The sequence below is a fragment of the Rhodoglobus galactosidasius genome (genome assembly GCF_054957775.1).
The window spans coordinates 158,770-171,805 of the sequence record NZ_JBQIAV010000004.1; the positions used below are offsets into that span (position 1 = coordinate 158,770).

Genomic DNA, 13,036 nt, shown 5'->3' on the forward strand with positions numbered 1-13,036 from the left:
TAAAGATTGTTGTGGATTTGCGCGGTAGTGCCTCAATTTTGATGGGTTGGCGGGGTGAGGTCATTATTGACCGGGGCATGGTTCGGTGGTCTTGATCGCTGGCGCGGTTCAGATTTTGAGGTGTTCGAGTGCGGCTTGATAGGCCTCGTTGTAGGTTGGAAACTGGGCGACCTGATCGCGGAGAGTTTCGATGGGTAGCTTGGTGCGGATCGCGAGAGACGCGTGATGAATCCATTCCGCGGCCATCGGTCCCACAGCCCAGGCGCCGATCAAGGCTTTGCTCCCGGTATCGGCGAGGAGGCCAAGGTGTCCGCGCGGGTTCTGTTCATAGGTCCAGGGGCGGGCGATCGCTTTGGCGAGGTCAAGTTCGGTGCTGACGGTCGTTAGGCCTTGCAAGTTGGCTTGTTTTTGGGTACGGTCGGCGGCAGCGATTTCAGGGTCACCGAAGACGACGCGCGGGATTCCTTCGTAGGTTGCGGGGTGGGGTTTGCCGAGAAGGCTGTCGGCGGCGATGCGGCCTTGGTATTTGGCGACGTGGGTGAAAGGCATCACTCCGGTGACGCCGATGGTGTCCAAACCGAGGTTTTGTGTGCGAGGTGTGCGGCCGGTGGCGAAGATGACCACGTCGATATTGATTGCGGTGCCATCGTCGAGGTCAAGGACACTGCTGTTGCCGTCCCGGTGACCGCGAAGGGCGGTCGCTCCGAGGCGGATGTCGACTCCTGCTTCCTGCAGGTACTGGGTAGCGAGTTCGCTGACGCGGGGCTCTTCTCGTTCAAGGAGCCTCTGACCGCGGTGAAGGAGGGTGACGTGGACGCCGAAACGGGTAAGGAATGTTGCGGTTTCCACAGCGACGGCGCTCCCGTTCGAGTCGGGCTTGGCCGTGGGCGGCATCATCCTCCTGCGTCCCGCCCGGAAAGGCGAAAAATCCAGGCCAGGATCCCAGTTCTTCAAACCCCTGCGTCAGATCATCGAATCAGTCAACCAAACGTTCACAAGCCAACTCGACCTCGAACGCCACAACGGACGGACCTTTTCCGGAGTCTGCACACGAGTCGCCCAACGCGTCCTCGCCCTGACCGCCGCAATCTGGCACAACGAAAACCTCGGCCTCAACATCCGACGCTCACTCACCGCCTACGACCACTGAACACCTTGGAATCAATCATCTAGCGACAGGTGAGGCAATCATCACGGTGATGAACGAGAAGGGTGCGCCCACTCCGGTGGCGTGGACTCGCTTGCGGGCTCCGCGTGGCTCGATGTCTCCGACGGATGCTGCAGTGATGTCGGCAGCTGTGGCTACGTCCCCGTTGATGGCAACGTATGGCACCGCGGTCGACCGAGAGCCTGCGCGCGAAATTCTTGCCGTAAAGATGAACGCCGCAGCTGAGGCGGATGCTGCTGTCGAGGCCGCAGCAGAGGCCGAAGAGAGTGCACAAGCGACGGCGAAAGAGCAGGCGAAGGGTCTGCTGCACGAGTACGAGCGCGCACTCAAAGACATGAACAAAAAGCCTGCGTCGAAGACGTCGACACGCACTACAACGCGCACGTCTACACGTAAGCACCCGAACGTCTTAGAAGACGTCTTGGGTTCACGAACTGGACAGACGGTCGTTCGCGAGGTCTTGCGAAGAGTGCCGGTTTATCGTTGACTCCCGGGATCTCGAGCAGACTCACGATGCCCTTGCCCGCCGCATTCGTGCGCAAGAACAACGACGTATCGATCTCAGGCTCGCCAAAGAAAGCGTCAGCACCCTCGTTCGCAAAGCCAATGAGTTCGCGCAGGATGACGCCGGCCGTCGCCGAGGAAAGCCCACCAAGAGTCTTCAGCTCGGCCTTCCCGTCGTCGCTCAGTAGGTATTGGACGACTGCGCGCAGGTCGCTGAGGTCAACAAGTGGCAGTCCGGCCTTGTCTGCGTAGTGGAAAATCAGACCCAGGCTCGACTCTTGAGTGTCATTGAGCCCAAGCACCTTTGAGAGAAGCAGTGGCCCAAAGCTCGACACCGTGGCCCTGATCGGAACACCCGTACCCATACCACCGAGAGTGAAATATTCGGTCGGGGATGCCGCGGGCTGCCAGTCCTGACCGATCGACTCGGTGCGCTCCAGCAGCTTCTCACTCGAGGTTCCCGCCGTTGCAATCCCAGAAAGATCACCCTTGATGTCGGCGGCGAAGACCGGAACACCGGCAGCCGACAACTGCTCAGCCAACACCTGCAAAGTCTTGGTCTTACCCGTTCCCGTCGCCCCGGCGACCAGACCGTGACGGTTGAGCATCGCGATCGGAATTCGCACGGGAACGTCGGCGAGCGCCTCACCATTCACCAGCGCGCCCATCTCGAGCACCTCGCCCTCGAACGCATAGCCATCGCGGATCGCGGAGACTTCTGCATTGGTGAGCGGGCCGTCGACCGAGCTCGACTGTGGCGCTGGCTTCTTTGCTTCGGTAGCCGCGAGCGCAGCCTGTGCTTCAGCGAGGGCCTTCTTGGCTGCTTCTACTTGCGCTGCGGCATCCGTCATTCTTCTAGCCTACGGAGTGGTGGGCGTTCAGCGCTCTTCTAGGCTCCAGATCGTGGCCTGCGCTCGCCGGGTCGCGCCACTCTCAACCCGTTTCGGCAGATAGCTTTCGCGCGAACGGCGCCCACACGATCACCGCAACGCCTACCCCGATCAGAGCGCCACCGATGGTGTCGCTGAGCCAGTGTGCGCCCAGGTAGGTGCGGCTAAGGATCATCAGAATCGTGTAAATGATGCCGACAAACCACACCCAGCGACGTTGCAGCAGGATGATCAGCACGACAGCGAGCGTCGCCGCATTAGCTACATGCCCCGACGGGAATGAACCGAGGTCAGCGGTCACCAAAATTTCAGTCGGGCGGGCACGACCGAACGTTACCTTGAGCAGTTGCACGACTCCAGCGCTCGCGGCCGATGCCGCAATAAAGTAGAGGGCTGCCCATCGACGTTTAGCAATCAGGAAAGCCAGAGCACCGCCCAGCGGCACTACAAGCACCCCGAACCACCCACCACCGATGAAATTCATCGCTAGCGCGGGCAGCGTAAAGAAATTGGAGCGGATGTTCACGAAGTCATTGAGCACCAACTCATCGAGGCTCACTGTGCTGTTGCGCGTGGCAATCAGCACCCCAAGCAAAACGGCGAGCCCCACAGCGCCCACACCGCTAATCAGCGGCCAGTGCGATGTGACACGGCGAGCATCGGCGTGAGAGAGCTGTTTATTCACCCTGTTAAAGTAGCGGGCAAACCTCAAGAAATGCCTAGACAGACCAATCGCAGAGCCCCGAGTCTCCTCGGGATTGTGACGGGCGGTGCTGCCCTAGCGTGACAGTGCGGGCACCGAGCGCGGACGCACTACAACCCACATCACGATGATCGAGACGGTCGCCGTGCAACCCATCACTATGCCCATCGGAATCGCGTTGGTGATTCCGAACCATCCGACAATCGGCGAAGTGAGCCCGGCAAGACCGAAGTTCACGGCTCCCAGCACTGATGCCGCGGTTGCTGCCTCGCCCCCGTGGTTTGCCAGCGCAAGAACCTGAGTGCAGGGGAACGAGAAGCCACAGAACATTACGAAGAAGAACAGCGGAATGAGAACGGCAAACAGATCACCGTTGACAACATCCAAATAGACGATCGCGGATGCCGACAGCAGAAGTCCAACACCGGCGCCGGCGAGAATCCACTGCGGCCCGACGAAACGCATAAGGAACGCACTTGTTTGCACACCGAGAACGACGCCGATGGAATTGACGGCAAACACGAGCCCGAAAGCTTGAGGATCAAGACCGTAGACGTTCTGCAGAAGGAAGGGAGAGGACGACAGGTAGGCGAACAACCCCGAGAAGGTCATGCCAGCGATGATTGCGGTACCCACGAAGACCCTGTCGGTGAAGAGTGCTTTGTAGCGATCCCGGGCGGTGGCATGGCCAAGGTCCCGACGTCTAGCCGGTGGCAGAGTTTCAACGATGAAAAACCAGGCGGCAAGCAACACGAGCGCGCCGTAGATGGCCAAGAATACGAACATTCCGCGCCACGGCGTGATCAGCAGCAGTTGCGATCCAATGAGCGGAGCCAGGATTGGAGCAAGACCTTGAACGAGCGCGAGCCGAGAAAGCATCCGCACGAGCGGTAGTCCGCCGAACAGGTCGCGCACAACGGCCATCGCGACCACAGCACCTGCAGCAGCACCCATGCCCTGCACGAGGCGAAAAACAAACAGCAATTCAATATTGCCCGCGAGCGCGACTCCGAGGCTTGCCATCAAGTGCACGCTGGTTGCCACGATCAGCGGAAGACGTCGACCAAGTCGGTCGCTCAACGGACCAACGATCAGTTGACCAAGCGCGAACCCCAGCGTTGTTGCGGTGAGCGTCAGTTGCACAACGGCAGCGGTGGTCTGCAGATCTGCCTCGATCAGCGGAAACGCCGGCAGGTAGAGGTCTACCGTAAACGGACCGAGCGCGGTCAGCGCGCCAAGCACGAGTACATAGACGAGTCGTTGACGTGCAGACAGCGAGTCACCGGGATGAACGACGGTAGTCAAACGAATCCTTGCTAAGAGAATACCCGGAGAGGGCGCGGCACAATGAGATTGCCCGCAACCCCGAGGGCTAACCCAGCCTACGCCCGCTTAAGCGCCAACCATGACCCGCCGAAAAGTGGGCTCCGACCTCTTCTCTAGTCGGTACGGTTTTGCTCCGCGTACAGCCGCGAGTAAACCCCGCCGCCTGCGATCAATTCGGAGTGCGTTCCTCGCTCCACAATCTCGCCAGCGTCAACAACAAAGATCACGTCAGCCGAGCGCACGGTCGACAGTCGGTGCGCTACAGCAATCGTTGTTCGGCCTCGGGATGCGGTGTCGAGCGCGCCCTGCACCGTGCGTTCCGAGATGGAATCCAGTGCGCTCGTCGCTTCATCGAGGATGAGCACGCTTGGGTCCTTAAGCAGCACGCGAGCAATGGCAATTCTCTGCTTCTCGCCACCTGAGAGGCGGTAGCCCCGCTCCCCTACAATCGTCGCGTAACCCTCCGGGAACGACATGATCGTGTTGTGAATGTTCGCACCGCGAGCGGCCGCCTCCAGCTGCTCAACAGTCGCGTCGGGGCGGGCGTAGGAAAGGTTCTCGGCGATCGTCGCGTGAAATAGGTACGTTTCTTGGCTAACGATGCCAATGTTCTGAATCAGGGAGTCCTGCGTCACATCGCGTACGTCATCCCCCGCAAACAGCACGCGTCCATCGCTGGCCTCATGCAGCCGAGGAATCAGGTACGAGACCGTAGTCTTGCCGGCACCTGACGGCCCGACGAAGGCCGCATATTGGCCCGGCTCGATCGAGAAGCTCACCGACTGGAGCGTTGCCTTGGTGGATGCGTTGGCATCCGGGTACCGGAAGGTCACGTTGTCGAATGCAACCGCTCCCAATGCATCCGTGCGGACCGCTCGGGCGTCAGGCTTGTCTGTGATGGCTGGCTTGAGATCGAGGTACTCAAAGATGCGGGCGAAGAGTGCGGATGACGTTTGCAGGTCGAGCGCAACCCGCATGAGCCCAAGCAGCGGGAACATCAATCGCGCCTGCACCGTGGTGAAGGCCACGATCGTTCCTGCGGTCACGTCTACGCCTCCCGTGATGAGATACGCGGCGACAACGTAGACGATGGCGGGAATGATCGACAAGAAGATGTTGACGGTGGCAAAGAACCACTGCCCGCTCATCTGTTGACGAACCTGCAGACCAACCTGCAGATCATTTTCTTGCGAGTAGCGTTCGGTCTCGACTGTTTGCTGGTTGAAACTCTTCGACAGCAGGATGCCCGAGACGCTGAGTGACTCTTGGGTGATCGCCGTCATGTTGCTCAGCGACTCTTGGGTCTTAGTGGCGATCCGCGCACGAACCTGACCGACGCGGCGCTGGGCGATCACGATGCCGGGCAGCACGATCACTGCAACGATGGTGAGCTGCCAACTGAGTACAAGCATGCTGATGAAGGCGGCGATGACTGTCACGGTGTTTCCGATGACACTCGAGACGGTGTTGTTCAGCACGCCAGCAACACCACCGACGTCATTCTGGAGTCGTGACTGGATGACCCCGGTCTTGGTTCGCGTGAAGAACGCGAGTTCCATGCGCTGCAGTTGGTCGAACAGGCGCACACGCAGTGCGCCCATCACCTTGTTGCCAACGGTTGCCGTGAGATAGGTCTGCCAGACACCGAGCGCGGCGGACGCAATCCACAACCCGACCATGATGCTGACGAGCTGCAGGAGGATCGGGATGTTGGGGTCGCCGCCCGGAGGAAACAGGCCTTCATCAAACGCTCGCTTAGTGAGCAGTGGCGGGACCACACTAATTGCTGCTCCGATGAGTACGAGCGTGATCGTGAGACTCAGCGCAGCGCGATGTGGCTCAAAGAGTTGGGCGATCCGGCGGAGCAGGTGCGGGATCTTGGGCGCTGATGCGTTCTCTGCCTTTTGGGCCGAATAGTCACCGCCACTGACCCTGCCACCGCGTCTGTGGCCACCAACTGTGCTCATAGTTCGAGACTAGTTTGCGGAAACCCTGTTAACGACCAATCGGGGCGCAGTCCACATCCGCACGTTTTGGCCTATAAGCCCCCAATGGTCTCCTTCTGCTGCCTGTTAACGCAGTAAGGCGCCACCCGGAGGGGTGACGCCTTACTGGCTAAGCATGCCTCTAATGAGGCGCGATCCTAACTAAAGGATTCGACTACTTAAGGGTTACGGTTGCGCCGGCTTCTTCAAGAGCAGCCTTTGCCTTCTCCGCAGCTTCCTTGTTTGCACCCTCGAGCACAACGCTGGGAGCGCCATCAACGACTGCCTTCGCCTCGCCGAGACCGAGGCTCGTGAGGGTGCGCACCTCCTTGATAACCTGGATCTTCTTCTCGCCAGCTGACTCGAGAACGACGTCGAATGAGTCCTTCTCTTCAACTTCTTCAGCGGCAGCGGGTGCAGCAGCTGCCGCAGCAACCGGAGCAGCAGCGGTAACTTCGAAGACCTCTTCGAACTTCTTAACGAAGTCGTTGAGCTCGATGAGGGTCAGTTCTTTGAAGGCCTCAATGAGGTCGTCGCTTGACAATTTCGCCATGATTTTCTCCTATATTTCTTAAGCTAATTAACCCGCGCGTTACTGCGCGGAATCCTGCTTCTCGCGCAGCGCGTCGACCGTGCGAACGGCCTGAGCGAGCGGTGCGTTGAACAGATACGCGGCGCCGAACAGTGAAGCCTTGGCTGCTCCAGCAAACTTCGCAAGGAGCACCTCCCGGCTTTCCAGATCGGCCAGCTTGGTGACCTCTGCTGCAGTGAGCGCGTTACCGTCAAAGTAACCACCCTTCACCACGAGAAGAGGGTTTGCCTTGGCAAAGTCACGCATAGCCTTCGCAACGGTGACTGGGTCACCGTGTACGAATGCGATTGCAGATGGGCCAACAAGTTCCTCGTCGAATGACGAGATTCCTGCGGCATTTGCTGCAATCTTTGTCAGCGTGTTCTTCACCACGGCGTATGTTGCGTGCTCACTGATTGACTTGCGCAGCTCCTTGAGCTGGGCAACAGTGAGTCCGCGATACTCGGTTAGCAGAACGGCGGTCGAGTTGCGGAAAAGTTCCGTCATCTCGGCGACCGATGCTTCCTTGTTCGCCATGGTGCTCCCTACTGGTTGATGTGTGTCTGCCTCAGAACCGCACGAAACTGTCAGAAATAGCCGGGCTGGCAAAAGAAAAAGCTCCGGCCCTACTGCATAAACGCAGAGGCACGGAGCTGAGTTGCGACCAGATCTGGTCGAAAATCTACTTCACACACCTGCGCTGGCCTTCGTTTTCACGAACTTCGATCGCACACACTTTCGCGCATGCAAACGACCGGCGGTCTTTGGCTTCGGTAAGACTACGGTATCGCCACCGTTGCTGCAAATTCATGCGGGTGCGGAGTTGGGCTTGGGCTTGGGCTTGGGCTTGACGTTTCTACACACGACGTCCGCGCCGTAGTGGGACAGTTGCCCGCTAGAGAACAATGCCGCCAGGCAATTCAATGCGGAACACGGTATTGCCTGGCGTACTGGAAACTTTGGTCTCTCCACCGTGAGCGGCCATCACTGCAGCGACGATCGCTAGGCCCAGTCCTGTGCTCCCGGCCGCCCTCGAACGCGAACTGTCCCCACGCACAAACCGTTCGAACACGGTTGGCTGCAATTCTGGAGCGATACCGGGGCCGGTATCGCGAATCTCGATTATCGCTTGCTCGCCCTCCCGCATCAAGGATGCAGTAACCGTAGTGCCCGCAGGGGTATGCATACGCGCGTTGGCGAGCAGATTGGCGACGACTTGGTGCAGTCGTAGTCGGTCTCCACTGATCAACACCGCGTCATCCGGAATCTCCAACTCCCAGACGTGGTCGGGGCTGGCGGCATGCGCGTCACCCACAGCGTCGATCATGAGACGTGAGAGATCGACCGACTCGTGCTCAACGGCAGCAGCTTCGTCGAGCCGTGCCAAAAGTAGCAGGCTCTCCACGAGCCCCGTCATTCGTACGGATTCGGCTTCGATGCGTCCAATTGCGTGGGCAACATCATCAGGAATTTCGTGCCCACCCCGGCGAGTAAGTTCGGCGTAACCCCGAATCGACGCAAGCGGGGTGCGCAACTCGTGACTTGCGTCCGCAACGAACGTGCGCACCTTGTTCTCACTGGCCTCACGCGAACTCAGTGCGGATGCCACATGCTCAAGCAGTCGGTTGAGCGCGGCACCCACTTGCCCAACTTCGGTGCGTGGGTCGGCGTCATCGAGAGACACTCGTTCGGCAAGAGCCACGGCTCCGCGATCAAGTTGGAGCTCGGTGACACGGGTTGCGGTGCCTGCGACGCGCTCAAGGGGACGTAGTGCGAACCGCATAGCGACCGCACCGACGATAGCTGCGATCAGTACGGCGAACAGGCCAATACCCGCAACCAAGAAGGTGAGCCGCAGCACGGTCTCGCGAACATCGGCGAGGGGTAGTGCGACGATGAGCGCCGCTCCGGCGATCGGAGTGCTTGAGACGATCGCTCGATAGTCACCAAGATCACCTCCGAGATTCACGGTGGTGGGTTCATCGGTGTGGCTGAGTTTCGCCAGCACATCGAGTTGAGCTTCGGCTAACGGGGCCGATGACCCCCTGTTGCCCAAGACGCCTGCGGTGATTGTTCCATCGGAGGCGACCAATCCGGCAATGGTGCCTTCCCGTTGCCCCGGCAGTGCAAGAAAGTCACCTGCGTGTGGCGGAGTCTGGTTCGCCCCTCCTGGGCGTCCATCAAGCGCCCCCTGCGAACGACTCGAAGCAGAGATCAGTTGAACGTCGAGGCGGTCGACAAGAAAGCCTTGAAGCGCGAGCACGCTGACGACACCGATCAGCACGGCGGCGAGCGCGATGAGTGCAGCACTGCCCAGCACTAGCCGATTGCGCAGGCTAAGTTTGCGGCCCGATCCCGGTGCCTTTACTTCTCGTGGTCGTATCACTCGGCAGCCCGCAACATGTACCCGACACCACGCACGGTTTGGATCATGGGAGGGCCTAAAACATCAATCTTCTTGCGAAGGTAGGAGATATAGATCTCAACGACGCTGGCTCGTCCACCAAAGTCGTAGCTCCACACCCTGTCGAGAATCTGTGCCCGGCTGAGCACACGTCGCGGGTTGCGCATCAGATAGCGCAGTAGCTCAAACTCGGTTGCGGTGAGCTCGACCTTGGTGCCTGCGCGACTCACTTCGTAGGTGCTCTCGTCTAGAGAGAGGTCGCCGACTTCGATCACGGGATCAGCATCGCCGGCAATAGTGAGTGCTGAACGGCGCAACAGTGCGCGCAGTCGCGCAACGAGTTCTTCCAGGCTGAACGGCTTGGTGACATAGTCATCGCCGCCGACCGTGAGGCCAGCGACTCGGTCTTCGACAGCATCCTTGGCCGTGAGAAAGAGAATGGGTGTCTCGATACCGTCAGCACGCAACCGAGTGAGTACCGAAAGCCCATCCAGGCCCGGCATCATGATGTCCAGAACAATCACGTCGGGGCGAAACTCTCGGATCGTGGTGAGGGCTTGGTGCCCGTCAGGGGCGAGCCGAACATCCCATCCTTCATAACGTAGCGCCATAGACAGAAGGTCTGTGAGCGAATCTTCGTCGTCGACAACTACTGCGCGGATGGCGGTGCCGTCGGCTCGGCTCAAACGCGGTTGCGCTTGGACTGCCGGAAGGTGACGGGACTGGTTCATGATCTCTAGTTATTCGGAGTTTCCTATGAAATTTCTGTGTACGCACAGCCTGGTCTCGTCACGGGAGGCTATTCCCGCGCTCAAAGCTGGTTCTCAGGTTGACCATAGCGACCTGATAGACGCGGTTCCTACATTTACCTTGACCACCCGACGGAACCTTCGCGCAAGCGAGGTCTCGCTAGTGGGCGGCGCGGGTGAGTGTTACCGCGTCGCCCCTGTTACGAGCCAGCGGTCGCCTCGCGCACGCAAGCCAAGGGTCACCGCACGCGCACCGATGTATCCCAGGCCGAACGCGAACCACAGCGAGACCAGCGCTGGCACTGCGGTGAGATCGGCAGCCTCGACCCACCAGAGCAATGGCAGGTAGACGGCTAGGTTAATGAGCCCGGTGAGCGCAAGGTAGCGGGCATCCCCCGCACCGATCAGCACCCCATCGAGCACGAACACAAACCCGGCTATAGGGATGCCGAGGGCCAGCACCGGAAGAAGCGCGGCTAGTCCTGTGCGAACGTGCGGGTCGGAGCTGAACACAAAGCCGACCCACGGCGCCATCGCCAGAACCACGAGCCCGAGGACTACCCCGCTGCCCAGTCCAAGCTCGATGAGCCGCCGAGTGATGGCCCGCGCTCGTGGAACATCGCTCGCACCGAGCTCTTTGCCGATCATCGCTTGGCCGGCAATGGCGAGGGCATCGAGCACAAACGCGAGAGTGGCGAAGATGGTGAGCGCGATCTGCACTGTCGCAAGCTCGGGCACCCCGAACCCGGTTGCCACCGCAATTGTTGCGAGCATCGCTGCCCGCAACGAGGCGGTGCGCAGCAGCAGCCACGCCCCCGCATGGCCGGCGACGAGCATCCCGCCCAGGTGTGGCCGCACTCTCGCGCTCTCGCGGCGCGCGATGACGACGAGCATCACGATGTACGCAATGGCCATTCCCCAACTCGCCACCACGGTGCCGATGGCTGACCCAGCAAGGCCCCAGCCGAATCCGTAAATGAACAGCACATTGAGCAGGGCGTTGGAGACGAATCCGGCCACCGCAACGATGAGTGGGGTTCGAGTGTCTTGAAGGCCACGCAGAAGTCCGGATGCCGCAAAGGTGATGAGCATTGCCGGTAGACCAAGGATGGAAATTGCCAAGTACTGGTTGGCGTATTCGATGATGCTGGCATCCGGCCCAAACAAACTGATCAACCACGGCGTCGCCGGAATACCAATGACGACGAGCAGCACTCCTAGGGCGATCGCGAGCCACACCCCGTCGACACCTGCCGCAACCGCTCGTGCACGATTGCCGACACCCAGCCAGCGCGCGACAGTCGGTGTCGTGGAGTAGGCGAGAAAGATGAGCAGGCCGACCGCGGTTTGTAGCACAGCGCTGGCGACGCTGAGCCCGCCCAACTGTGCGCTGCCCAGATGGCCAACGAGGGCGGTGTCAGTGAGGAGAAAGATGGGCTCCGCAACGAGAGCGCCAAGCGCCGGTACGGCAAGCCGCCGGATGTCGCGGTCAAGCGGCGAGTGCAACAAGCTCACTGCTAGCTAGTCTGCCGACGACTCTGTCGCGGTTGGCGGCTCTGACGCAGCAGGCTTCGCAGGAGCAGGCTTTTTGGCGGGAGGCTTCTTGGCGGCCGGCTTTTGGGCTGCGGGCTTCTTAGCAACGGGTTTCTTAGGGGCAGTCGTTGGTGCAGCGGGCTTCGCACCCGCGGCCTTTGCGGACGCAGTCTTTGCGGGTGCAGCCTTTGTTGCGGGTTTCTTCGCAGGCGCCTTCTTTGCAGGCGCCTTCTTTGCAGGCGCTGCCTTGGTCGTGGCCGTCTTTGTAGTGGCAGTCTTTGTTCTGACCGCCGTTGAACTAGCTACAACAGGAGCATCCTGAGCTGCATCGGTATCCGTAGTCGGGTGTGCATCCGACTCCGTGCTCTCTGCCGCGACATCTGCGACAGCCGCGTTGCCTTCATTCTCAGTCTCAGTCTCAGTGGCACCCTCAGCCGCAGCCCCGCCTTCGGCCTGGCGCTCGCGTCGTTCACGCACTTGCCCAATAATCGTGGGAATGAGTAGCGCAAGAAGCAAAACAACCACGGTCGTGACGATGAGCACGACCGATTGCACGGAGCCCTGATCGGGTTGTGGCGTCGGGTCAACGATCGTGACCACGCGGCCCGAAAGCAGCCGTTGGTACTGGGCTAGGGTGATTTCTCCTGAGATTCCACTGTCTCCGCGGACGAGTGGAACAATTACGCCGTCGCTGAGGCTGAACCACGCCTGCGTCTCGGGCTCATGCACGAGGGTTGCGTCTTCGTCGATGCTGTCGAGCGCGAGGGTCGTACCCGGACTGCGGATGAAGTCGATCATTTCTGGTTCGACCGTGGCTGGGTCGATTCCGATCATCGCGATGCCGACGGGCTCTTCGCCAATCAGAACTGGGACCTTCCAACGGTTCACGTACTGCACTGGGGTATCGGTGGTCTGACCCGAGTGATACGCCTCTGACCAGAGGAAGATTCGATCGATCTCGCCCAGCTCAATGCCGTCAGAAAAATCAAGACCATCACCGCGCTGATCCACACCAAAGTACTCTTCAAGCTCAGTGATGAGGCCATTGTCTGCCTGTGCAAACTCGGTGACGTCTGGCGGGATTGACCCAACGGATGCCGCCGCACCTGCCGCAGGAACGAACGTCACGATCGCAAATAGCGCCGCCGCTGCGATAACGGACCAGCGTCGACGGAGTCTCGAAGGTGATGCATTATCAGTGTG

11 protein-coding genes and 2 pseudogenes are annotated in these 13,036 nt (G+C 60.1%); 2 read left to right on the top strand and 11 right to left on the bottom strand.

The features are described from left to right. Nucleotides 1-108 precede the first annotated feature (108 nt). On the bottom strand, nucleotides 109-897 hold the full coding sequence (locus ACTJJW_RS06835; RefSeq protein WP_462643387.1) for an FAD-dependent oxidoreductase: 789 nt from the start codon (nucleotides 895-897) through the stop codon (nucleotides 109-111). On the opposite strand from ACTJJW_RS06835, the pseudogene ACTJJW_RS06840 reads away from it, so the two are divergent. Both ACTJJW_RS06840 and ACTJJW_RS06845 read left to right on the top strand, forming a co-directional pair. Continuing rightward, nucleotides 866-1,150: pseudogene (locus tag ACTJJW_RS06840) on the top strand (IS982 family transposase); the annotation flags it as partial. The gene ACTJJW_RS06835 and the pseudogene ACTJJW_RS06840 overlap by 32 nt on opposite strands. Nucleotides 1,151-1,199: 49 nt before the next feature. Continuing rightward, nucleotides 1,200-1,655 carry a helicase HerA-like domain-containing protein gene (locus tag ACTJJW_RS06845; protein WP_462643388.1) on the top strand — a complete coding sequence of 152 codons (456 nt, stop codon included), beginning with the start codon at nucleotides 1,200-1,202 and terminating at the stop codon, nucleotides 1,653-1,655. On the opposite strand, the pseudogene ACTJJW_RS06850 reads toward ACTJJW_RS06845, so the two are convergent. The 10 genes and pseudogenes from ACTJJW_RS06850 to ACTJJW_RS06895 form a co-directional block, all read right to left on the bottom strand. Then, nucleotides 1,630-2,523: pseudogene (locus tag ACTJJW_RS06850) on the bottom strand (helicase HerA-like domain-containing protein); the annotation flags it as partial. The gene ACTJJW_RS06845 and the pseudogene ACTJJW_RS06850 sit on opposite strands and share 26 nt — an antisense overlap. A gap of 82 nt (nucleotides 2,524-2,605) precedes the next feature. Further along, nucleotides 2,606-3,247: a phosphatase PAP2 family protein gene (locus tag ACTJJW_RS06855; RefSeq protein WP_462643389.1), complete on the bottom strand. Its 642-nt coding sequence runs from the start codon at nucleotides 3,245-3,247 to the stop codon at nucleotides 2,606-2,608. A 93-nt stretch (nucleotides 3,248-3,340) separates the two neighbouring features. Next, the gene (locus tag ACTJJW_RS06860) at nucleotides 3,341-4,570 is read right to left on the bottom strand and encodes a multidrug effflux MFS transporter (RefSeq protein WP_462643390.1); all 1,230 of its coding nucleotides are present in this window, start codon (nucleotides 4,568-4,570) and stop codon (nucleotides 3,341-3,343) included. 134 nt (nucleotides 4,571-4,704) lie between these two features. Further along, a complete protein-coding gene (locus ACTJJW_RS06865) occupies nucleotides 4,705-6,558 on the bottom strand; it encodes an ABC transporter ATP-binding protein (protein WP_462643391.1) in 1,854 nt (617 codons plus the stop codon). A 193-nt stretch (nucleotides 6,559-6,751) separates the two neighbouring features. Continuing rightward, nucleotides 6,752-7,129, bottom strand: a complete 378-nt coding sequence (rplL, locus tag ACTJJW_RS06870; protein ID WP_462643392.1) for a 50S ribosomal protein L7/L12 — start codon at nucleotides 7,127-7,129, stop codon at nucleotides 6,752-6,754. Between the two features lie 39 nt (nucleotides 7,130-7,168). Then, nucleotides 7,169-7,684, bottom strand: coding sequence for a 50S ribosomal protein L10 (gene rplJ, locus ACTJJW_RS06875; protein WP_343924057.1), 516 nt, complete (start codon nucleotides 7,682-7,684; stop codon nucleotides 7,169-7,171). Nucleotides 7,685-8,042: 358 nt separating this feature from the next. Continuing rightward, a complete protein-coding gene (locus ACTJJW_RS06880) occupies nucleotides 8,043-9,467 on the bottom strand; it encodes a sensor histidine kinase (RefSeq protein ID WP_462643393.1) in 1,425 nt (474 codons plus the stop codon). 62 nt (nucleotides 9,468-9,529) lie between these two features. Beyond that, the gene (locus tag ACTJJW_RS06885; RefSeq protein WP_462643394.1) at nucleotides 9,530-10,282 is read right to left on the bottom strand and encodes a response regulator transcription factor; all 753 of its coding nucleotides are present in this window, start codon (nucleotides 10,280-10,282) and stop codon (nucleotides 9,530-9,532) included. 201 nt (nucleotides 10,283-10,483) lie between these two features. Continuing rightward, nucleotides 10,484-11,815: an MATE family efflux transporter gene (locus tag ACTJJW_RS06890; RefSeq protein ID WP_462643395.1), complete on the bottom strand. Its 1,332-nt coding sequence runs from the start codon at nucleotides 11,813-11,815 to the stop codon at nucleotides 10,484-10,486. A 6-nt stretch (nucleotides 11,816-11,821) separates the two neighbouring features. Then, a complete protein-coding gene (locus ACTJJW_RS06895; protein ID WP_462643396.1) occupies nucleotides 11,822-12,961 on the bottom strand; it encodes a hypothetical protein in 1,140 nt (379 codons plus the stop codon). Between the last annotated feature and the right edge of the window lie 75 nt (nucleotides 12,962-13,036).

What these genes read in the sequence shown, in the direction of transcription:
- ACTJJW_RS06835 (WP_462643387.1), bottom strand. Translation starts at nt 897, where the DNA reads ATGATGCCGCCCACGGCCAAGCCCGACTCGAACGGGAGCGCCGTCGCT.
- ACTJJW_RS06845 (WP_462643388.1), top strand. Translation starts at nt 1,200, where the DNA reads ATGAACGAGAAGGGTGCGCCCACTCCGGTGGCGTGGACTCGCTTGCGG.
- ACTJJW_RS06865 (WP_462643391.1), bottom strand. Translation starts at nt 6,558, where the DNA reads ATGAGCACAGTTGGTGGCCACAGACGCGGTGGCAGGGTCAGTGGCGGT.
- rplL (WP_462643392.1), bottom strand. Translation starts at nt 7,129, where the DNA reads ATGGCGAAATTGTCAAGCGACGACCTCATTGAGGCCTTCAAAGAACTG.
- rplJ (WP_343924057.1), bottom strand. Translation starts at nt 7,684, where the DNA reads ATGGCGAACAAGGAAGCATCGGTCGCCGAGATGACGGAACTTTTCCGC.
- ACTJJW_RS06885 (WP_462643394.1), bottom strand. Translation starts at nt 10,282, where the DNA reads ATGAACCAGTCCCGTCACCTTCCGGCAGTCCAAGCGCAACCGCGTTTG.